This window comes from Alistipes onderdonkii (assembly GCF_025145285.1).
In the GTDB taxonomy this organism is placed as follows: Bacteria; Bacteroidota; Bacteroidia; order Bacteroidales; family Rikenellaceae; genus Alistipes; species Alistipes onderdonkii.
In genome coordinates, this window is the sequence record NZ_CP102251.1 from 2,195,315 (window position 1) to 2,216,355 (window position 21,041).

Sequence of the window (21,041 nt, forward strand, 5' to 3'; positions counted from 1 at the left end):
GGAATTGATCCCGTCTATCGTTCCGATCCATAATAATCCACTCCTATCCTGGCAAAGGCTGACCACACAACTATTTGATAATTTGTCCTTGTCGAATATCTGGCGTAAAGTATAGGCATGGGAAAGACTGAATGATACAAGTGATGGCAGTGCAAAAATGATAAATCGAAGTGTTGTGTAAACCTTTTTCATCGTATGAGGTAGATTTTAAGAGGGGTGCGCAAATGTCAGAACTAAAATAATAAATATTTCAGTTGTTTCAAAATCGGTTCTGTGGATTCCAAGGGGCCTCTTTCCGTAACAGGATAAAGAGCGTCCTGTGATCAAGGACGCTCTTTATGAAGCGGATGAAAGGGGTATGTGATCGCAGTGGCGGCTTTGCGGAATATCCGGGAGTGCAGGAAGGCCTAGAGGGGACGGCTTTGCCGTTACAGTGTTTCCAAGCAGCCTATTCGCAGATCGAAAGCATGACGGGCCCCATTAGCCCGGTTTCCTGTAACGTCGCATTCGCCGGAGGCCCACTGATCGTCCACGTCAGGCGCCTTTCCTCCGATTGCCCGGCGTCATACACCAAGCGGTTGTACCAGGTGCCTGTAACCTCCACCTTCAGTTCGTTGCAGCCCTCGTTGACGGCTTCCGTAATGTCCAACTCATAGGGGGCTGTCCACAAGGTGCGTAATTTCCGGCCGTTGACGGACACTGCTGCGATCATGTCTACGCGTCCTAGGTCGAGGTGGTATTTGCAGCCCGCCTGTTTCGTGCCAATGTCGAATGTGGTCGTGTAAGTAGCTGTGCCAGAGAATGCCTTACCCTCATCGTTTGCAGCGAGCTCTTTCCAAGGCTTTAACTCATTCACTACCAGTGTTTCGGGTATACCCCACCCTTCGGGGAAATTTATCGTCCAAGGAGTGTTGAGCAGAAGTGATTGTGTCGGTTTGCAGGTTGTCGCCGAGGGGACTGTTATGTCGGAGTCCTTGCGGAAGACCACAAAGCAAGAGCCTGCTTGTGGCAGCCTAAGCGTTACTTCTGTGCGCTCCCCATTGTGGATAGCGACGGCTGGGGTGACACTGCCGGTTACTGGATCCCAGATTTCGGCCTGTCCGGTGTTGCGAAAATCGAGCGTACCCGAGAATCCGGTGCCCGTCGGTGCACAGATATAATACCAGTCAGCTCCTTCGATGTGGCGGTGTAACCATCGTGCACCCATGCCTGTTACGTCGGGTTGCAGTCCGAGTGTTTCCAGTGCTTCGCTAAGCGGAGTACCGGAGATAACCGTTCCTTTACCGACCTTGCGGATACCGGGTGAGGCTTTGCCCCAGATATTCTTTACAGCTTTGTCAAAGCGTTTCTGTGCATTGCCTGATTCGTTCAGGGTTGCTAGGCCTGTAGGGGCGTTCCCGACGATGACGGCACCCTGCCGAACCAGATCGTAAAGTTTTTCGAGTGTCTCGGGCATCAGTCGCGGGATGTCAGGTAGCCAAAGCAGTCGGTATGTGATGCCCTCTGGTGTCACGATCATTCCGTCACGTACGGAGAGTCGGTTGAGTAGGATGTCGTGGTTACAGTAGTCGTATTTGAAGCCTTCTGGGAAAGGAAAACGTTGGTCGGGTTTGTGGTCGAATTCGTCGCCCAAGTACCACAGTACGTCAGAGACAGGTTTTCCGCGCTCCAGCAGGTAGCTGCAGCGAGCTAGGTAGGTGGTGAATTCAGGCATGTGCTTCCACCATGTCTGCCCGCGCAGGAACGGTGTGCCGATATTGGAGCCGAATGAGGTGCCCGGCGGAAGGAAGTCGGTGCGTGGGTTGTGCGTGTAGGTATGTAGCACATTGTGGGTCACGCCCTCTATGGCATTCTGGTTGGCAACTTCGCGCATACGGCTCAGGTGTTCGTCCCACGTCAGCTGGAATGATGTGAATGACTCTGCAGCTACGCGTGGTTTGCCATAGAGGCGGGCGGCCGATGCAGTAGGTTTAATAGGTTTGAAATTGATTGAGCCGACGAACGTGTCCGACGGATGGCGCCAGAATTCACACATGGGGACATCTGCATATTTATAGTATTCGAGAATATCGCCCGGAAGGATATCACCAAAGGCGGTCTCGAAAGCCAACGTAAGCCCATTGGCGTGAGCGTTATGCGCCATTCCGCCAAAGAATTTTTCGGTGGCCAGGCTGCTAATAGTTGCGCGCCAGTCCCGTAGAAAGCGTGTCGTGGTTTCGTGATCCTTCACAACATACCCGAAGATTGCCGGGAGCCATTGTCGGAGAGGGTAGCCTGCCAATTGCTCGAACTCCTGTTCCATGTTGGCCGTCCATGTTTGGGTTTTGCACTCCCAACTATCCATGAGCATGCCGTCGAGCATACCTCCATATAAGGGGCCGTTTGGGCCGATGAGTCTCCCAATATAGCCTGCGAATTGGGCGTCGGCACCTTCACTGGAGAATTTGTCGCACTCCCAGCCGGTACCTTCGGCTGGTGCTGGCCCGTTTTTCATACCCGTATTCACGTGTCCGATGCGAAGTATCGTCCAGTTACCCTCTGGTGCATTCCACGATAGATTGCCTTTTGTATCCATGGCATCCGAGAGGTCAATGATTCGGGCGGGGTCTATAAAGGCTTCTTTCGCCTGCTCGGGATGCTGTCCTCTGATTAGGCTGCGCAGAGTCCAGCCTGCTTCGGCCTCCCAATTGTCTTTGACCGCAGCGGAAGAAAGGCGTAGGCGTCCGATCCCCATGGTGTGACGATTATTGATGGAGATGCGGTAGGTGTTGACCCCATCGATGTCGGAGCAGGCTAGGCTGATGGGAGATTCATCCTGCCAGTTACTTTGGGGGATTTGCAGGGAGCGTATTTTACGGGTAGAACCATCAGGCATAACGGCTTCGATATTCACCGAAATGCCTGGTTCGTAGCACATGATGGTATTGAACCCATTGATGCTCGAAAATTCAATCGTGCGCAACTTTGTAGCTTCGGGGAAAGTAACTTCAACCCAGTTAGGTTGCCCCTCGCGTGCCGGGGCTAGGTGGACGACTGCTCCAAGGGTGCCAGTGATGAGTTCTTTCCATGGGAGGTCGTTGCGGTTGCTGCGTACGGAGGCGGGCATAAGGGGTGAGCCAGTGTCGTCCTGCGGCGTGGGGAATGCGAGGACAGCCACATCGCGGTAGTCCCTCCACTCCTCTTCGCTCGGTTGCGGCCGAGGCAGTTTCCAGACGACGGGTTTCCCGCCCGTAATGTCGGTGCGGCTCCACGTCAGGTGGCGCATGGCATTGGCGGGTTCGATCCAAGGGCCACCTGCCAGTGCCCAGCCTGGGCAGACCAGCATCGTGAACCGCAGTCCGAGCCGCTGGCATTCCTTAGCCGTGTGGTGGACTGCGTCGTCCCACGATTCGCTCAGACAGGCGATTTGGGGCTCGACGCCGGGCCACGGGCCGCCGAACTGACCGTGGAAAAGTTGGATGCCTGTTATTCCGGCGGCGGCAATAGCTTCGAGGTCGGCTGTAATGCCCTCTTTGGAGACATTGCCACCTATATAATGGAACCATGTCTCCGGGTGGTAGACTTTGGGCGGGGTAAGAAATTTCTTCGTATCGGCCTTTCCGAACGGACTGTCAAGCTCGGTGCGCGGCGGAACTGCTGGAACCTGGGCCTGCAAGGCTGAAATGCCGCACAAGATGGCCAGTGTCAGTAAGATTCTGGTTGTATTTTTACCCATTTTGACAAGATTTATGGAAACTGTTTGGAATACATAATTAGCAAAAAAATCTCTGTAAAATGTACGCCGGGGTGTAAATCTGGCTTACTGGCGCGAATGTTTATTATTTTGGCAGGAATATTTACTGAACGCATGGCGTAGTTGCAGGTTGCAACTTGCCAGAATGTTGGTATAATTCCATGATAAAGTGTTTTATTCGCGGTTTCATAAAGTTGTGTAACAATGGGGCAGATGCTGTGTTGAGGTTTGGGTCGGGTTAGGTTTTGGAAAGACGGAATGACGATGCCGGGCGGTTCTTGTAGGGAAACAAAAAAGGAGAACCAAAGGTTCTCCTTTTTTCATTGGATGGGGTGCAGTCGCGAACCTGCCCCCCCCCCGGTTTGCGCATTATTCTGCGGCGGTAACCGAGAATTTGATGACTGCCTTGACCTCCTTGTGGAGTTTGGCGGTTGCTTCGTATTCGCCGACGGTCTTGATGCCCTCTACGGCGATCAGCTTGCGGTCGAGTTCGATGCCTTTGGCAGCCAGGGCCTCGGCCAGGTCGGTGGCGGTAACCGTACCGAAGAGCTTGCCCTCCTCGGCCTTCACGGCCAGCGTGAGCGGCAGGTTGGCGATGGTCTCGGCGAGTGCCTGTGCGTCGGCAAGGATCTTGGCGTCCTTGTGGGCGCGCTGGCGGAGGTTCTCGGCGAGCACCTTCTTGGCGGATGCGGTGGCAGCCTTTGCGTAACCCTGGGGAATCAGGTAGTTGTTCGCATAACCGGGCTTTACGGTCACGATGTCGTTGGCGTAGCCCAGGTTTTCCATATCTTTGATCAGAATAACTTCCATTGTCTCTTCCTCCTTTAATTATTTCATGCAATCGGTTACGAAGGGCAGGATGGCGAGGTGACGCGCACGCTTCACGGCCTGGGCCACCTTCTTCTGGAACTTCTGCGAAGTACCCGTCAGGCGGCGGGGAAGGATCTTACCCTGCTCGTTGAGGAATTTCTTGAGGAACTCCCCGTCCTTGTAATCCACGTATTTGATGCCGAGCTTCTTGAAACGGCAGTATTTCTTTTTCTTGACGTCGACCGATACCGGGTTGAGGTAGCGGATTTCAGACTGTGCTTTGTTCTCCTGTGCCATGGTTTACTCCTCCTGTTTGTTAGAAAGTTTTGCACGACGCTTCTCCGAGTATTCCACGGCGAACTTGTCCTGCTTGAAAGTAAGGAAACGGATGATGCGCTCGTCGCGGCGGTACTGCGTTTCGAGCGTGCCTATGAGCGAGCCTTCGCCCGTGAACTCGACCAGGAAGTAAAAACCGGTGGTCTTCTTCTGAATAGGGTAGGCGAGCTTGCGAAGGCCCCACGACTCCTTGTTCACAATCTGACCGCCGTTCTCGGTGATGACACCCTGGAATTTGTCAGCGACCTCCTGCACCTGTGCATCGGACAGAACCGGCGTGACAATGAAAACGGTTTCGTAATTGTTCATAATACGTATTAAAATTAGTTAATTGTCCCTCAATGGGGTTGCAAATATACGGATTATTTGTAAAATAGCAAAGCCGCGCACCTTTTTTTCGGTTTTATCGCCGTATCTTTGAGCCGATTCCGCCGCCGGGGTCAGTCCCGGGTGTACGGACAGCGGCCGCAAAGGCGGGGAAAGTGCCGGGGCGTGTCTGCCTCCGGAGCCGGAAACGGGCGGTGCCGGCCCTCGCCCTGCTGCGGAAAAGGGGATGGAAATGGAGCCCGGAACAGGATTTGCCCCGGGTTTCGGCGGTCGGCCGGCGGCGGCCTATTGCAACTGGTCGATCACGTCGGTGATGCGCGAGAAGACCTCCTCCATCGAACCCGTGCCGTTGACCGAGGCGTATTTGCCCCGGGCGGCGTAGTAGTCCGAGACGACGGCGGTCTGCTGGCGGTAGACGTCGAGGCGGCCGCGGATCACCTCCTCGGAGGCGTCGTCGGCGCGTCCCGAATCCTTGCCGCGGAGCAGGATGCGCTGGACGAGCTCCTCTTCGGGGACGTGGATGTCGACCATGATGTCGACCTTCAGCCCGTGCCGGGCGAGGAGCTTGTCGAACTCCTCGGCCTGTACCGTGGTGCGGGGGAAGCCGTCGAAGATACAGCCCTTGGCATGTTTGTGCTGGGCGACATAGTTGGCGACCATGCCGATGACGATTTCGTCGGGGGCCAGTTTGCCAGCCTCGATGTAAGATTCCATGCTGCGTCCGAGTTCCGTGCCGCGGCGGATCTCGTCGCGGATAACCTCGCCCGTCGAGACATGCTCGATGCCGTAGTGTGCTTTGAGCCGTTGTGCCTGCGTGCCTTTGCCGCAGCCCGGCGCACCGAATAAGACGATGTTTATCATATGTAGAAGCCGAATTTGGGATTTACCGGACAAAAATACGCTAAATTTTTGGGAAAGAGTAAAGAATCCGTAATTTTGTAAAAAAATTTATAATATGGAAAAGAAACGACGCACCGAAATCGCCGAGCTGGGTGAATTCGGCCTGATAGACCTGTTGACCAGAGGGTTCGACCCGGCGGACGCTTCGACGCTCCGCGCTGCGGGCGACGATGCGGCGGTCGTCATGCCGCCGTCCGGCGAGGCGGTGCTCTGTTCGACGGACGCACTGCTGGAGGGCATAGACTTCGACCTGACCTATTTTCCCCTCAGGCACCTGGGATACAAGGCCGTGACGGTGGCCGCGAGCGATATACTGGCGATGAACGCACTGCCTTCGCAGCTGATGGTGTCGCTCGGCGTGTCGTCCAAAATGTCGGTGGAGGCGTTGCAGGATCTGTACGAGGGGATTGCCTTCGCGTGCAGGGAGCAGGGGATCGACCTCGTGGGGGGCGATACGAAGGCTTCGATGACCGGACTGGTGCTGGGCCTCACGGCGCTGGGACATGCCCCGAAGGAGAAGGTCGTGTCGCGCGGCGGCGCACAGCAGAACGACCTGATCTGTATTTCGGGCAACCTCGGTGCGGCGTATATGGGGCTGCGGCTGCTGGAGCGCGAGAAGCGGGTGCTCGCAGACGTGAAAGACCCGGAACCGAAGTTCGCAGGGTACGAATACCTGCTGGAGAAGTATCTCAAGCCGCGCCTGCGCAAGGACATTGTGGAGGCATTGGCCGAGGAGGGCATCGTACCGACGTCGATGATCGACCTTTCGGACGGGCTTTCCAGCGACCTGATGCAGATTTGCAAGGCGTCGAAATGCGGGGCCCGCATATACCTCGACCGGATTCCTATCGCAAGGCAGACCTATGCCTTGGCGGAGGAACTGAATGCCGACCCGGTCGTGGCGGCGCTCAACGGCGGTGAAGATCACGAATTGCTGTTCACGGTGCCGCTGGCCTTGCAGGAGCAGGTGATGCGCATGGGGTGCGTCGATGTCATCGGCCACATAACGCCCGAGTCGACGGGGGTATACCTGGTGACGCCCGACGGCGCGGATATCCGCCTCAAGGCGCAGGGCTTTCCCGAAAAGGAGTGATTCCGGGGACGGATCCGGGTTTTCCGGGCGGGAGTGAGGCCGCCGGAGGATCAGGACTCCCGGGAAAGGTAGGGCCGCGCGGGGATGCCCGGCGGGGAAAAACGGAAGCCGTCCGCAGCGATGCGGACGGCTTTGTCGTACAAGGCGTATTCGGGAGCCAGGTGCGGTGTGGAACGTGCGGTAAGCGGTAAGCGGTAAGCGGTAAGCGGTGAGCGGTGAGCGGTGTGCGGCGTGGGGCGTGCCTTGAGTCTTGTGCGGGGGTGCCGGGAGGATTGTCCGTCTGCCGTGCCGTGCGGGCCGGCGTGGGTGCTGTTCCCGGGGACGGGCGCCGTGTGACGGGAGCGGAGTGTGCCGTGTATGCCGGAACGTATGTGTGCGCTGTGCCCGGGCTGGCGGGACGGTGGCAGATACCGTTGCTTGGCGCAGGGGAATAAAAAAAGCTGCCACAGGGGCAGCTTCTGGCTTTGCATCCGGCCGGATTAAAGTGCGTTCACGTGCAGCTGGAGGGCGCTCTTCAGGTTTGCGGCCTTGTTCTTGTGCACGATATTGTGCTTGGCGAGCTTGTCCAGCATGGTGGTTACCTTGGGGAGCAGGGCTTCGGCGGCACTCTTCTCCGAGGTGTTGCGCAGTGCTTTCACGGCATTACGTGCTGTCTTGTGGTACAGACGGTTGTGGGCACGCTTGGCCGCGGTCTGGCGAATGCGTTTTTTCGATGACTTATGGTTTGCCATAATTCTGTGTTTTTTATTTTTTACTTTTTCAGTTGCTAAATCGGTTCCAGCCGTGGCTGTGTGCGGATAGGCCTGAAGCCCGCTCCTTGAAAAGTATTCACCCGTAGAGGCCTGCCGTTTTTGCTGTCCCGGTTGCCGGTCGGGAGCCCCCCCCCGGTTCCGTGCCGCTCCGCAGCCCTCCTCGTTCGTAGCCCATAGGAGAGTCGAACTCCTCTTTCAAGAATGAAAATCTTGCGTCCTAACCGATAGACGAATGGGCCAATACCACTATCGCATACCCCCGAAAGGGTGACTTTAGCGGTGCAAAGGTAAATAAAAAAGTGAGTTTAACAAAAAATTGGCGGAAAAATATTGGATATTCTATTTTTTTGCGAGCCGGATGGTCAGCGTCGCAGGGTCGAACGAGATGCCCGCGCCGGCGAAAAGCCGTTCGATATGGCCGCTCGCCGCCATGTCGGCCGCCGACATGCAGTGCAGTGCGGGGGTGTCGATGAGCGCTGTGGCGTCGCAGAGCCCGAGCGCCACGTCGAGGTCGTGCGTCGAGAAGAAGATGCATTTGCCCTCTTCGTGTGCCAGGCGGCGCAGCAGCGACGCCAGTTCGTAGCGGTTGGGAAGGTCGAGGAAGGCCGTGGGCTCGTCGAGCAGGATCACGGGGGTGTCCTGCGCCAGAGCGCGTGCGATCAGGATGCGCTGGCATTCGCCGTCGGACATGCGATCCATGGTCTTGCGGGCGAACGACGACATGCCCACCAGCGAGAGCGAGCGTGACACGATGTCGCGGTCGGCCTGCTGCATGTGCCCGATCCAGTTGGTGTAGGGCGCGCGGCCCAGGGCGACGACATCCTCGCAGGCCAGGTTGGCGATGCGTATCTTGTCGGTGGTGACGAAGCTGACGATGGAGGCGCGTTGCAGCGTGGTGAGCGCGGCGAGGGGCTTGCCGCAGAGCCGGATCTCGCCGGCGGCCGTGCCCAGCCCGGCGATCGCCCGCAGCAGGGTGCTTTTGCCCGTCCCGTTGCGGCCTATGAGCGCCGTGATCGACCCTTGCGGGAGCACGGCGTCGGCGTCGCGCAGCAGGACGCGGCGGCCGTAGGCGAGGGTGAGGCCGTGCAGCGAGATGCCCGGTGCCCCGGGTGCGGGGCCGGCGTGCGGTCGGGGGGTATGGAGGATGTCGGCTGCCATTTTAGAAGAGGTTGCGGTTGCGGACGACGACGATGATGACCACCGGGATGCCCATCAGGGCCGTGACGGTGTTGATCGGCAGCGCCAGGGTTTTCGAAATGAGGTCGCAGACCAGCAGCAGGGCGGCGCCCGCGAGCATCGACCCCGGCATGAGGATGCGGTGGTCGGCGCTGGCGAAGAGCATGCGTGCCAGGTGCGGGACGGCCAGCCCGATGAAGCCCACGGGGCCGCAGAAGGCGGTGACGGTACCGGCCAGCAGTACGGTGGAGAGGAACAGCAGCGTACGGGTGCGTTGCACGTTGAGCCCCATCGTGCGGGCATAGTTTTCGCCCAGCAGCAGCAGGTTGAGCGGCTTGATGGCGGCGACGCTGAGCACGAGCCCCGCGGCGATGACCGGGAGCATCAGGGCGAGGTTGCCGCCCGTGACGTCGCCCAGCGACCCCATCGTCCAGATGACGAACGATTTGAGCGCCGCCTCGCTCGACAGGTATTGGAGTATCTCGACTACGGAACTGATGCCCGAGCCGAACATCATGCCCAGGATGAGGATGACCATGATGTCCTTGATGCGGCGGCTGACCGCCATCACGACCAGCAGCACGAGTGCCGCGCCGAGCCATGCCGCGCCGGCGATGCCGAGCGACTGCACGAACGAGTGCGCCGAGACGCCCAGCAGGGGAGCCCCCAGCAGGAACAGCGCTACGCCCAGCCCGGCGCCCGAGCTGATGCCCAGCACATAGGGCCCGGCCAGCGGGTTGCGGAAAAGGGTCTGCATCTGCAGGCCGCTGGCGGCGAGCGCCGCGCCGGCCAGAAGTGCCGTGACGGCTTTGAGCAGCCGTATCCGCAGGATGATGTCCCGTATGGCGGGGTCGCAGTCGCCGCCCGTGAGTGCCGCCCAGATGTCGGCGGGCGCCACGGCGACCGAGCCGACCAGGAGGTCGGCCGTGAAGAGCACCACGGTCAGCAGCGCAAGCGCCGTGAAAAGAAATGTGGTTCTGCCGACTGCCATTTAGCGGTACTGGAATTTGAAGGAGGTTTCGTAACGTACGTCGACGGGGACGCCGTTGGCCGTGCCGGGCGTCCACCTGGGGGATTTCTTCAGGGTGTCGATGGCGAAGACTTCATAGCCCTGCCGCACCATGGCGATGCCGTCGTGGAAAGGATAGGCCTTGGTATACCGGCAGGGGATGGCTTCGGTGCCGTTGCGGTCGGCGAAGCCGTAGAGCGAACCCCGTTTGATGACGGCGCGCCCGTCCGAGAAGTAGCGGAACCACGGTTCCGCGCCCGATGCCGCCGTTTGCAGGCAGAGCAGAGCCGACAGGAGCATTGCGAGCCGTTTCATTATTCGAGCCGTTTATAGTAGTAGAGTTCCGCGGTGTCGGCGGCTTGGGGATTGAAGACGGCGCACAGGTCGTGCAGCACCAGGTCGGGGCGTATGACGCCCGACTCCCAGAAATCGGAGCCTCCGGCAGGGGTCTGGCGGCGGTTGTTGTTGAAGACCTGCCGGTTGCGAACGGCGGGGACGTCCGCGAACTTGGGGTTCTGGGCCGTGAGTTCGGCCAGGGTATTGCACGGGCCGACGTTGATCCACGTGTCGGCGGCCGAGGCCAGCAGGTAGGCCTCTTCGAGGTCGACGGCGACCGAGGTGTCCGAGTTGTTTTTCGTGTAGACGTATTCGCCGCCGGCGTCTTCGATCAGGCGCACCATGAAACTCCGCGACGAGGGCATGAACCAGGTGTCGCGGTAGGGCGTGTTGAGCATCACTTTGGGGCGGGAACCGCCGGCTGCCCCCGCGATTCGGGCCTTGAGCGCGTTGTAGCGTGCGGCGATCCCGCGGAAAGTCTCGGCACCCTTGTCGCGGACGTTGCACAGCTCGGCGGCCACCATCAGCCATTCGGCCTTGCCCAGAGGCGACTCTTCCATATAGTCCCCAATATATATATAAGGAATGCCCAGTTCGCGGAGTTTGCCCGTGACGACGGTGTTTTCGCCCGTCACGCCGTAGAGCAGGACGAGGTCGGGCCGCATGGAGGCCAGCAGTTCGAAGTTGAGGTTGGTGTCGTATCCCACGTCGCGCACTTCGCCGCAGTAGCGGTGTTCGTTGACGTAGGTGTTGCTGATGTAATCGATGCCCGAAACACCGGAGATGCGCCGCACCTCGCCCAGGGCGTCGAACATGGCCACATGGCTCGAAGACATGCAGACGACGTGCCGCACGGGGGCTTTCACGACCTGGGCGTCGAGGCCCGCCGGGGCTTTGGCCCCCTCGCGCAGGATGAGCAGGTGCTGCTCGACGTTGCCGGCTCCCTGCCACGGGTTGCGGACGGTGACCAGGGTCGCGGCGTCCTTGTCCGAGCCGCGGATGTCGAATCCCGAAGCATATTCGGGTGTGTAGACCTCGATTGTGAAATCTGCGGCAGAGCGCGTTGCGGAGCCTCCGCAGCCGCTGGCCAGGAACCCGAAGAATACCGCTATGAGAAGTGCGAATCGTTTCATTGAGGACAAAATTAGAAAAAAATCCCGCAGAAATGTGACGATTTGTGAAAAATACACTATATTTGCACTCCGAAACGCTACGGGGTGTAGCTCAGCCCGGTTAGAGTACGCGTCTGGGGGGCGCGTGGTCGCAAGTTCGAATCTTGTCACCCCGACTGATGGAAAATCCTTGATATTTAATCGAATATCAAGGATTTTTCTTTTGTGATGTATAGCCAGAAAAGTGGCGGTGGTACACAAGTGGTACATAAATGGTCGCCATCCGAAAATTTTAGTCTCAGTCGTTAAGTATTTGGTTGTTGGGTAGTTGCTGTGTTTGGGCCTATACAGTCGCTCCGAACAGGCGGATAATGAATTTTATCGGGGGCATGGCTATATGGACTGTAACCGCGTTGCAGTATCTTCTATCGGAATTTAACAAAGCGACCTGCCAAAACATATTGGCAGGTTTTGCAAATTTACTCTGCCGATGTCCCGATCAGCAACAGTATTGAATAGTCGGTTTCCGCCAGTTTTGCATCCGTGCCGCAGCCCCAGACGATATTAACCTGCGGGGCAAATTCGTGGATGACGGTTAAAAGGCTGCATAGGTCGTCGAAACTAATCTCCGATGCGGGATGATAGCTTACTTTTACAACCACGTCGAGGTCGGCTTCGATGTGCAGGGCTTCCAATTCGGTGCGGAGTTGTTCTGCCAAGACGGGCATTGCACCCTCGACCGTAATTAGGGCACAAGATGCCGCGCTATTCAAAATACGGTCGAAATCGTTCCGGACGATTTGCACCATATCGTCTTCCGATGGGCTGAATTGGATGTTAAGATAGTGTCTGATTTCTTCTTTGTTTTTCATGTGATTTTGTTTTTGGGTAATACATTCCGGCTGTGAATACGCAGGTCGTTTCTGCCGATATGTACTGGTAGATCGCCGTTGCGGCTTGCTTATTTAAGCCCTATACACAGGCTTGAAACAGGCGGTTAATGAATTTTATCGAGTTTCCGGCTACATGAGCCGTAATCGCATCGCAGTATCTTCTGTCGGGATTTAACAAAGCGACCTGCCGGGTTGCGGCAGGTCGGGACAACTAAGAACGGTCGGGATAAAGACTCAGAAAGGATGTGGATAACAACTTATAACTATGTGCTTTATCCTCGACCGGAATTATATACGAGAAATTAATTTTATTCCCAATTACCAATATCATTATCGGCTTCATCTGTCGAGCCGAATTTGATGCCGGGATAACGGTCGAAAACATTTACTTCTTCATCAATTAGATTGATTATTTCCTGCCGGTATTTAATCGTATCGAGGAAGAGTTTGTAGGGGGCACGAACTTCTATGAAAGGGCCGGTACGATTAGAGGATGTCTTGGTAAATCCGGTTTCCAAGATAAACTCGTTGTCGGAATTGGGAATGTAACGGAGTTGCTCGATGTCGCATCTTAATTCGGTTGGATTTGCATGAAGAAATCTCTCCAATTCGTCGAAATCTTCGGCATAACGCTGATATTCGGCTCTGAACGCACGCTGAGCGGTGCGGACATCCTTGATGCGTTCGATGACCTGTGCTTTGCGTTCTTTTAATTCGTTTTCAAAATGGATAGGTGTTGATATTTGGGGACTCATAGTACTTATTGCAGCAAATAGAATCGGCAATAGAGAGATGATTAATCCTGCTATTGCTCTGCCCTTGGGGTTAATGCGGAGGCCTATAATAGAAAATATTAGTCCCAATAACCATAAATTCCCTATTAAGACTGGTAAAATAAGTGTGAAAAACAGACTCTTATCGTTTAATGAATTTATGATGTACCCTTCGAAAGAAAATAATATGAACGACATAAGGACTAATACAAGTCCGGCTGTTCCAATGCGATTATTTTGTATTTGAGTCTGTTCATTATTGTCTGAGCTAATAGTTGTATTCATGGGAAAAGATTATAAGTTGAACGTAAGAACGCTGCGGCATACACTAAAGGTGCTATTAATATTCTTCATGAGAGAGGTAATAATAGACAAAACAAGAGCCGATTAAGAATAGTAACAACATGACTGATGAAATAATTATTCCTGCCGTTGTTAGTTTCGTTTGACGATAAGTTGCTCCAATGCAGGAAATAATAAGGGATGCTGGCGATATGACACCACTTCCAAGAATTGAAAAAAGAGATAGTATAAATCCTAATTTACCCATGTTATACATTGCTTTTTCTGTCGCTTGGGTTGATGTTAAATTTGCTGAAATATTGTTTGTGATTCTTTGCATATAGTTAATTTTTTTATATATTACAATAAAATTGAGGCTATACCGGCAAGGGTTCCGACCAGTGCAACTAAAATAATCAGGTCGATTATTGAAATGATAAAGCCCGTAATCGCTAAGCCTCGCGGGCTTTTGAATATGCCGATGAAAGACAGTATGAATCCCAGAAACCAAACCACCCAGCCTACTCCCGGGAACCATGATAGAATCAGGGCGATAAGAGATAAAACGAATCCGGCGGTTCCTGTCCCGTTAGATTGACGAACGGGCTGCTGAATGATGATCGTCTGGTTATGATCTGTCGGTGATGTGGTTCTCGGATTCGTGGTCGGGCAGATTGGATGCCCGCATTTTAGGCACGACGGGGCGTAACGGGATATTTCCGTCCCGCAGGCCGGGCAATGAATCAATAGCGGTTCTGGTTGTGAGGTTTCGACTGTCGGCAATTCATCCGGTGCCTGCGGAACTTGGGACGGAGCAGTGGGCGAAATAGGCTTTTTACGCAAGTATCGAAACGTGAAAACGAATAAAAGAATGATGATGATTGTAAATACAATGCCGCTCACTCCACCGAGGTATTCCTGCCATACAGGTGAGTAAAATTCTTCCATAGTTTTATTATTAGATAGTAAAGGTAGTGTTACATGGTTGTTTTTCTCCAAAGCGAAGTCGGGGTTTCTTCTCCGTTCATGTTTGTAGACGTAACTTCTCCGATCTTTTCAATCTGCAAATCCCTGCTGTTGTGACCGAGATAGATGCCTATACGGTTTGCGATGATTACATTACGATTCCGGATGTCGCCTTCGTCCGCATGTGCGATCAACATACGTTCGTAATAGTCTTTGAAATCTTGCGGAAAAGGATTGGTGACCCGGTGCGAGTCAAAGGTGGGTTCGGCGATGTTCTCGTAAATGTACTTGTACAACGCATCGTTACCTAATTCTTTGAGAATCGAGTAGGCTGTAATTTTCTCCATGACGGTAAGTGTTTGCGCCACCCAGCCCCGACTTGGCATGATTACAAAAAGAAAGTGTGGAGCTGCCCGTTTTATTCGAATAGAGGTTCTGGAATACCTTTGCTGAAATAAACTGACACAAGACCCCACACCTGTATAGTATGGGGATTAATCTCGCATACCAATACAAGTGATGAGTGCCGTCGTTTACCCTCAGCAAATTGAATTTTCCAGATTCCTATTCGAGGTTAAATCGAAACACTTTCACCAATATACGCCGCTTGCGCGACAAGACAAAGGTAAAAAATATTTCGTAATTGACGACACCCATCGGGGCCTTGTTGTGCAAATTTCGCCAAACATGCTTTCGGGTATTATCTACGCAGGGATGCAGATATAATAAAAAAGCTGGAGCCTTGAAGGGCTCCGGCTTCACTCGCGGCACGATGGGGTTATTTGAAAGTTATATTATACCTTTGACAATGATAAAAGAAAGTAGCTATATCCACATCATCGTGATTTTTGATACACCAGTCAAACATTTCATCGCATTCAGTATGATCGTAATCGGGATGCCATTTACTTACCAAGTGGAAAAGTCGTAACCCTTCTTCGGGCCCAAATTCACTGGCGAGAGCTTGTCCGATGGATTTCCAAACGGCACGTCCAACAGTGATATCAATCTGTTTTTTCTGAATTATTTTTATCAGTGAATATGCCCGTTGTTTTGTGACTACATCCATTTCGGCGTTTCGAGCCTTCTTCCCCCTGCGCGGCGCACTGTATTTGTTCGGCTTGTAATACAAGTACGGAGGAGCATCAGGGTTGAAATAGGGGTGAGGGTCATAGCTGGCCACACGCAGCCTTACGACATCGCTGCCACTTTCATCGACGATTAGTGGCGTCCGTTCTTGTATTTCGTCCACGAGAGCATAAAAGTGAGCTTTATGGCGTTCAGGATAAGCTATTCGAAAGATGCAGCATAATCCATCGCCTCCAACAGATAGCCCAGCATAGCATAAACTGCTGATTCTTTCTTTCAACATATTTTTGACCAAGTTCCATCGCCCTTTTACACGGGGGTTTTGTTTCCCATCAATATCGATGCAGATATAGCCGCTATGAAGATGTTGAAGCCTCTTTTTGGCGCGTGTGTCGAATACACCGGCAACGGTTACGCACGGTATCTCGAATTTCTTGATTTTGGCGCGTATGTCCGGATCTTTAGTGCCTCGATATTCGTCTACTATATTTTGGTAGGAGGTCGTTAATAAAAATGTCCATAAATCGACCGTTGCGACAGGGGTTGTGCTAACTACGTTTGCAAAGAGCGAAACTTGAGGCCCAACAATGTCTTCTGGAATCCTAACAACGGTGTTTGTCCTTGAGAGTGTGAGTTTATTGTTTTGGTTCATTGCGTTTGAAATTATCATTTTATCCGATGGTTGTGGGTATGATTTTGTTATTCAGTGTTTTGCGTATTGACTTGTTGCCTGTTTCTTGTATGTTTCTAGTCCGGTTATTGCTCTGAGAAATAAGACGGGATGTTTTAAGTCCCGTCATTATCCGCTTTCTCGTCATCATCTTTCCCGCCCCAATTACTCTCGACTTTTCTATCATATTTTTGCGAGTTCACATCCACCTGCTTCCGCCAACTGACGAAAGATTGCATAATACGTGTTGGTGTCTTTGTAGGCGGTTCCTTCTGATAGAATGCATAATCCATCAATACTCTGAATGCTCTTAAATGGAGCCGTTCCGGCATTAATTTAATAGATTCGTAAAATGAGATGAAACACACAAAGGATTCTCGGGGTTTTTGTCTCCGGCGCTTCTTGGGAGCTTCCTCCTGTAGTTCGATAAATTCATTCAGTTCGTCTTCAGAAATGTCGGCCAGTGCTTCCAAAGGGTTAAATTCTGTTTTCATAAATTTTTTAATTATTAAGTTTTTTTAATTGTTCTTTACAGTATTGCCCGACGGTGGGGATTGAATTCTCTTTCATCCAGTCTTCGATTTCCTGTCGGATGAACACCAAGCGCCGTCCCCCGTGGGCGGGTCTATGAAATGGGATGAGTCGTTGATGTGTGAACTTGTAGATCGTGGCCTTTGAATAGCCTGTAAGTTTAATCACATCATTGATGCCCATAATTTCTGGTGGAGGTGATTCCGGCTTATTAGGATAAGAGTTGGGGCGATTGCCGAAGCCGAGGCTCACGCAGAGTTCGATAAATTGCTTTACCGAGAGTCCCGCGATGGGGAAATCATCCCCGAATTTTGAGAAAGAATTAGTATGCATAATCTTAAAAAATTAAGTTATGCACTCCTAATACGAATGGATATTTTGACAGTATTTTGATTTTATTATAAATATTCCTTATAAATATTGATTGTCAATATTTTGTGTATTTTTATTTTGAAGATTTTATATCGTTTTTTTATGGATTAGACAAAAAATATGACTGGTGTTCCCAGTCATATTGTATTGATTATAAGATGTAATGTAGGAAAAGATACTATTGGCTGAAGTTTTTTTGCTTTTTTTATGCGGTTTTTGTGTCGTTTATATAATTTATCCTGTTATATGAATTTTATATCCTGTTATATAAATCTATGCCGACGAAATATTTTTTCTAATTCTCTGAAAATACATTTGTCTTTTGGGCTATGGTTGGCAACAGTTTTAACTTTGTTTGCCATATGCCAGACTGTGTTATAGGAGTTGATTTTCAATTCGGTCATGAGCCATTTAACAGATACTTTTCGGGGGTAAAACGATATTGCATAGATGACATAGCTCCATTTAACTAAATCGATGCGTGTCTTGAAAAATATTGTCTCTTGCAGGATAGACCATTGTATACTGCAATGATGACAAAGAATATTTTTTGAAGCGTATTTGCTTCTGCTGTGGGTGTTGAATCTTTCGCATTTAGGGCAATATGTTCTCTTCCAAATTTCATTGTAAATTAGGTCAAGGATGTCGTTTTCAGAACCTACTCTTTCTGAAAAGTCATCGTAATCTACTATGTCTTCGTACATTAGAATCCAAAATAATTTTGCAACTTGATTATGCCGTCCTCATGCTTTTGTGGATTTTTCCTTTTCAGCTTTCTAATATTGAGTAGCTTCCATTGAACCGACGGATAATGCTGGAAATCTTGGTATTCCGATGCGTCCCAATCCGGCGTCCCGTCCTCGAATCCGAGTAAAAATGCTTTGTCGGTCGGTGTCAGATGGTCGTTGATATACTCGACCAGTCGGCGGCGGGTCGCTTCGTACTGCTCGTAGGTGAACGGCGTTGAGGACATGCCCTCAAATTGGTTGGTCAGGGCGTCGCGCTGGTCGTTGAAATTAGGATTAAGGGACTCCAAGATCGGGCGGTCGCTTCCCAGCAGGCAGAAGATGAAACCGCGCTTGATCTGGTCAAAGTCTTTGATATAATCGAGCATCAGACTTACATCGAACAGGTCGCGCGGGTGCTGGCGGTCGAGTGCCGCCGTGATCTTGCCACCGTAGAGTTGTGACAGCGGAACGATGCGGGCTCTGCAGAATACGCCGAAATCTTCTTGGGCGAGGTCGCATAAGGGCAATTCGATGGGCGGTGCGATAATGCCGCGCTTCACGTCGTTTACCTCTACTTTGACGAAATGCCCGTTATGGGTGCAGATCAATTTGTTGGGAACTTCGCGTATTGCAATGCCCGGTATTGCAGCCTCGATCTTTGCCTTTATCGCTTTCAGCCGTTCTTTGATATGGGCGAGGCTTGCTTCCCGCGGCTCGACGGGAATATAGGTCAGGTCGATGTCTACCGAATATCGCGGCAGATTTTGCACGAACAGATTGATTGCCGTGCCGCCGTGAACGGCAAAACATTCTTCCGTCGAAATAATCGGGATGATGCGGAGCAACAGCCGCACGCGCTCTTTGTACTCTTGATTAATCATTTTTCAGTTCTGCCGGAATAGTGATTTGGTATTTCTTATCGTAAACGCCTCCTTTGGCGATTACCCGCTTGCCACTGCCGAGGTCTATTTTGTCGAGGTTGAGGGCCCCGAACCACGCATGATGGGCCTTTTCGGCCATAAAGAGGAACAGCCGCTTCACTTTGACGGAACGGCACTCCTCCAACAGTCGTTGCACATTCTTTGGCGGGAGTATCGACAGCATTTCCATCACATAATAGAGGTCGGTAATGTCGTAATATTGCGGAGCGAGGTGCAGACACTCCATAAATGCCCGTTCTGGGGTAGAGATCGGCAACTCGAAAACCCCTTGTCGGGTGGTGGTGATTCCGGTGTCGGAATTGAATATTTCGGTGGTAAACAGCCGGAGCGTAACTCCCCAGTCGTATTTTCTGAACCAAAGCGGTAAATACTCCTTTTGTGGCGCAGACAGCGAAACGGTTGGCCTGCCCATCGGGAGGTAGTGCGAATATCCGTGTATCTCCAATGCCGACATGGCTCCGATTGTCAGATGTTTGTCAGCCTGTGTATTGAGGCTGTACATGGCTCCGTATAATGTAGGCGTATCGCCCGTGCGGATCATTGCACCCGTGCCTATGGGGGTCAGCCAAGCGGATTCGACGTATCTGTGTTGGGTGGAATGCGGTATGTTATTTTGCTTCATCCACGAGGTCAGATACACGGCTCCAGCCGGAACCTCTTGCAGTAATTGGTTTATTTTCGACTCGTTTTTTACGCTCATAGCGCAAATATACAAAAAATATTAAACCATTGTCGGCTTATTACAAAACTTTTGCCGCCTCGTTGATTACCTTGTTGTCGAAGCTGTCGAGGTAGGTGTTGGTCGTCTCAAGGTCGGCATGACCGAGCATCTGCGAAATGATTTCGCGCGGGATTTTATTGTATTGCAAGGTCATTGCCATTGTATGACGGCTTACATAGCTGGTCAAATGATAATCGATGCCGAGTTCTTCGGCCAACGATTTCAAATATTTCTGATATTTGGCGTAACGGCTTCGGATGTGGTTGTATAGCTTCTCGCCCGTATAGCCGGAACAAGTGATGATCGGTAACAAATAATTTTCGACGGTTGGCGAGGCAGATTTCAGCTGTTCGATCAATCCCTGAATCTCCGGCGTAATGTGGATTCGGATGGCAGTTGCGTTCTTTTGGTGCTTGATTTTGTTGCGTTTGTAAACGATATAATTCCCGTCAGCCAGCCGTTGAATATGATCGGTCGTAAGGTAGGCCATATCGACGAACGACATTCCGTAGCAGTAGTAAGAAAAAAGAAAGAGTTGCCGGGCGTATTCGTTTTGGGGATTCTGTGCGGGCGTATCTTTGAGTTTTTGCAAGTCTTGAGGCGGGAGGTAGCGTTTCTCGGTCGCTTCTTCCAACTTGGCAATCTCGAAGCCGCCTTTGACGAAAGGATAGGTCGCTTCCGAACCGACACCTTCTCGTTTCGCTTGATTCAATATAGCCCGCAATGCCTTGAAATAATATTTGCGGGTATTGCCCTTGCAACCCCGCTTTTGCAGGAACGTATCGAAATTGCGCACGTAACGCAGGTCGATGTCGGAAAACAGCCGTTGACTCAGTTTGCCGTCGTAATATTTGAGCAGTCGAAGCGTTTCGAAATAGCATTTGGCGTTGCCCGTATGTCCGGTATCCCTTAATGTTTGGATGTGATTTTCGAGGTATGCGCAGAATTTTCCCTGCTTGGAGGGGTTCAAAAATGTTTCCTCAAATTGGTTCAGTGTCCAGTCGATGCCGTCTATCTCGAATTTCTCGATAATCTCGCGGGCGCGGGCTTTGACTTTGTCCAAAAAAGCATTGTCCTGAATTCGTTTCTTATTGGCCTCCCGCTGCTTTTCGCCTTTCAGATTCCGTTCGATGGTAAGTCGTTCGGCCGAATTGTCCCAATAGGCCGGATCGACGTATAATTTCAGACTGATGCGCTTGCGACTGCTGTTTTTAGTGACGCATAATTGGAGAATGTGATACCCCATTGAATTGGGTTTGTATTTCCGTAAAACGATGCGAACAGAGTAGGCCATTTTCCGATGTAAAATAGATGGTGGTACAAAAGTGGTACAAGAAAAATCGCAATAGATGACAATAAGGCAAAATCGCAATTCTCTGTACGTGATGTAAATATACTAAAATAAAGTTAATTACTTTTATCGGAAAAAATAAATTTCTCCTCTGGGGGGCGCGTGGTCGCAAGTTCGAATCTTGTCACCCCGACTTTTCG

At 52.2% G+C, this 21,041-nt stretch carries 22 protein-coding genes, 2 tRNA genes and 1 pseudogene; 2 read left to right on the forward strand and 23 right to left on the reverse strand.

Features of this window, described 5'->3' with window-relative positions:
* Window positions 1–21: 21 nt before the first annotated feature.
* From NQ559_RS16090 to NQ559_RS08920, 6 genes and pseudogenes are all read right to left on the reverse strand, one after another.
* Window positions 22–192: pseudogene (locus tag NQ559_RS16090) on the reverse strand (two-component regulator propeller domain-containing protein); the annotation flags it as partial.
* A 256-nt stretch (window positions 193–448) separates the two neighbouring features.
* Window positions 449–3,715, reverse strand: coding sequence for a glycosyl hydrolase (locus NQ559_RS08900; RefSeq protein ID WP_018694584.1), 3,267 nt, complete (start codon window positions 3,713–3,715; stop codon window positions 449–451).
* A 387-nt stretch (window positions 3,716–4,102) separates the two neighbouring features.
* Window positions 4,103–4,543, reverse strand: a complete 441-nt coding sequence (gene rplI / locus NQ559_RS08905) for a 50S ribosomal protein L9 (protein WP_018694585.1) — start codon at window positions 4,541–4,543, stop codon at window positions 4,103–4,105.
* Between the two features lie 18 nt (window positions 4,544–4,561).
* A complete protein-coding gene (rpsR, locus tag NQ559_RS08910; RefSeq protein WP_018694586.1) occupies window positions 4,562–4,840 on the reverse strand; it encodes a 30S ribosomal protein S18 in 279 nt (92 codons plus the stop codon).
* A gap of 3 nt (window positions 4,841–4,843) precedes the next feature.
* Entirely contained in the window at window positions 4,844–5,188 is a 345-nt protein-coding gene (rpsF, locus tag NQ559_RS08915) for a 30S ribosomal protein S6 (protein WP_018694587.1), read from the reverse strand.
* Between the two features lie 303 nt (window positions 5,189–5,491).
* Entirely contained in the window at window positions 5,492–6,067 is a 576-nt protein-coding gene (locus NQ559_RS08920) for an adenylate kinase (RefSeq protein ID WP_018694588.1), read from the reverse strand.
* 94 nt (window positions 6,068–6,161) lie between these two features.
* Here NQ559_RS08920 and thiL point away from each other — a divergent pair, with 94 nt between their 5' ends.
* Window positions 6,162–7,199, forward strand: coding sequence for a thiamine-phosphate kinase (gene thiL / locus NQ559_RS08925; protein ID WP_018694589.1), 1,038 nt, complete (start codon window positions 6,162–6,164; stop codon window positions 7,197–7,199).
* Between the two features lie 479 nt (window positions 7,200–7,678).
* Here the strand turns inward: thiL and rpsT are convergent, their stop codons facing one another.
* The 6 genes from rpsT to NQ559_RS08955 all read right to left on the reverse strand — a co-directional run bounded on the left by rpsT (window position 7,679) and on the right by NQ559_RS08955 (window position 11,614).
* The gene (gene rpsT, locus NQ559_RS08930) at window positions 7,679–7,930 is read right to left on the reverse strand and encodes a 30S ribosomal protein S20 (protein WP_018694590.1); all 252 of its coding nucleotides are present in this window, start codon (window positions 7,928–7,930) and stop codon (window positions 7,679–7,681) included.
* A 188-nt stretch (window positions 7,931–8,118) separates the two neighbouring features.
* Window positions 8,119–8,190 (reverse strand) — tRNA-Glu (locus tag NQ559_RS08935).
* A 100-nt stretch (window positions 8,191–8,290) separates the two neighbouring features.
* The gene (locus NQ559_RS08940) at window positions 8,291–9,109 is read right to left on the reverse strand and encodes an ABC transporter ATP-binding protein (RefSeq protein WP_018694591.1); all 819 of its coding nucleotides are present in this window, start codon (window positions 9,107–9,109) and stop codon (window positions 8,291–8,293) included.
* A gap of 1 nt (window position 9,110) precedes the next feature.
* On the reverse strand, window positions 9,111–10,118 hold the full coding sequence (locus tag NQ559_RS08945) for an iron chelate uptake ABC transporter family permease subunit (RefSeq protein ID WP_018694592.1): 1,008 nt from the start codon (window positions 10,116–10,118) through the stop codon (window positions 9,111–9,113).
* Window positions 10,119–10,451, reverse strand: a complete 333-nt coding sequence (locus NQ559_RS08950) for a WG repeat-containing protein (RefSeq protein WP_018694593.1) — start codon at window positions 10,449–10,451, stop codon at window positions 10,119–10,121. It lies immediately after the preceding gene.
* Window positions 10,451–11,614: an ABC transporter substrate-binding protein gene (locus tag NQ559_RS08955; RefSeq protein ID WP_026318143.1), complete on the reverse strand. Its 1,164-nt coding sequence runs from the start codon at window positions 11,612–11,614 to the stop codon at window positions 10,451–10,453. The genes NQ559_RS08950 and NQ559_RS08955 overlap by 1 nt, the downstream gene beginning before the upstream one ends.
* A 71-nt stretch (window positions 11,615–11,685) precedes the next feature.
* On the opposite strand from NQ559_RS08955, the gene NQ559_RS08960 reads away from it, so the two are divergent.
* A tRNA-Pro gene (locus tag NQ559_RS08960) sits at window positions 11,686–11,760 on the forward strand.
* 303 nt (window positions 11,761–12,063) lie between these two features.
* Here NQ559_RS08960 and NQ559_RS08965 read toward each other — a convergent pair.
* The 11 genes from NQ559_RS08965 to NQ559_RS09015 form a co-directional block, all read right to left on the reverse strand.
* Complete coding sequence (locus tag NQ559_RS08965; protein WP_018694595.1) at window positions 12,064–12,456, reverse strand: hypothetical protein; 393 nt, start codon at window positions 12,454–12,456, stop codon at window positions 12,064–12,066.
* Window positions 12,457–12,785: 329 nt separating this feature from the next.
* Window positions 12,786–13,535 (reverse strand): hypothetical protein, encoded by a 750-nt coding sequence (locus NQ559_RS08970; protein ID WP_051087668.1) that lies wholly within the window; start codon window positions 13,533–13,535, stop codon window positions 12,786–12,788.
* A 55-nt stretch (window positions 13,536–13,590) separates the two neighbouring features.
* The gene (locus NQ559_RS08975; protein WP_147619860.1) at window positions 13,591–13,872 is read right to left on the reverse strand and encodes a hypothetical protein; all 282 of its coding nucleotides are present in this window, start codon (window positions 13,870–13,872) and stop codon (window positions 13,591–13,593) included.
* A gap of 20 nt (window positions 13,873–13,892) precedes the next feature.
* Window positions 13,893–14,480, reverse strand: coding sequence for a hypothetical protein (locus NQ559_RS16025; RefSeq protein ID WP_309295492.1), 588 nt, complete (start codon window positions 14,478–14,480; stop codon window positions 13,893–13,895).
* A gap of 29 nt (window positions 14,481–14,509) precedes the next feature.
* Entirely contained in the window at window positions 14,510–14,845 is a 336-nt protein-coding gene (locus NQ559_RS08985; protein ID WP_026318145.1) for a hypothetical protein, read from the reverse strand.
* Window positions 14,846–15,276: 431 nt separating this feature from the next.
* Window positions 15,277–16,239 (reverse strand): BT4734/BF3469 family protein, encoded by a 963-nt coding sequence (locus tag NQ559_RS08990; RefSeq protein ID WP_169342426.1) that lies wholly within the window; start codon window positions 16,237–16,239, stop codon window positions 15,277–15,279.
* A gap of 134 nt (window positions 16,240–16,373) precedes the next feature.
* A complete protein-coding gene (locus tag NQ559_RS08995; protein ID WP_018694600.1) occupies window positions 16,374–16,751 on the reverse strand; it encodes a DUF6291 domain-containing protein in 378 nt (125 codons plus the stop codon).
* 7 nt (window positions 16,752–16,758) lie between these two features.
* Window positions 16,759–17,121, reverse strand: a complete 363-nt coding sequence (locus tag NQ559_RS09000; RefSeq protein ID WP_018694601.1) for a helix-turn-helix transcriptional regulator — start codon at window positions 17,119–17,121, stop codon at window positions 16,759–16,761.
* 742 nt (window positions 17,122–17,863) lie between these two features.
* The gene (locus NQ559_RS09005) at window positions 17,864–18,769 is read right to left on the reverse strand and encodes a nucleotidyl transferase AbiEii/AbiGii toxin family protein (RefSeq protein ID WP_026318147.1); all 906 of its coding nucleotides are present in this window, start codon (window positions 18,767–18,769) and stop codon (window positions 17,864–17,866) included.
* Window positions 18,762–19,529 (reverse strand): type IV toxin-antitoxin system AbiEi family antitoxin, encoded by a 768-nt coding sequence (locus NQ559_RS09010; protein WP_022332320.1) that lies wholly within the window; start codon window positions 19,527–19,529, stop codon window positions 18,762–18,764. Before NQ559_RS09010 ends, NQ559_RS09005 begins: the two co-directional genes overlap by 8 nt.
* A 40-nt stretch (window positions 19,530–19,569) precedes the next feature.
* Window positions 19,570–20,844 carry a site-specific integrase gene (locus NQ559_RS09015; protein WP_026318148.1) on the reverse strand — a complete coding sequence of 425 codons (1,275 nt, stop codon included), beginning with the start codon at window positions 20,842–20,844 and terminating at the stop codon, window positions 19,570–19,572.
* Between the last annotated feature and the right edge of the window lie 197 nt (window positions 20,845–21,041).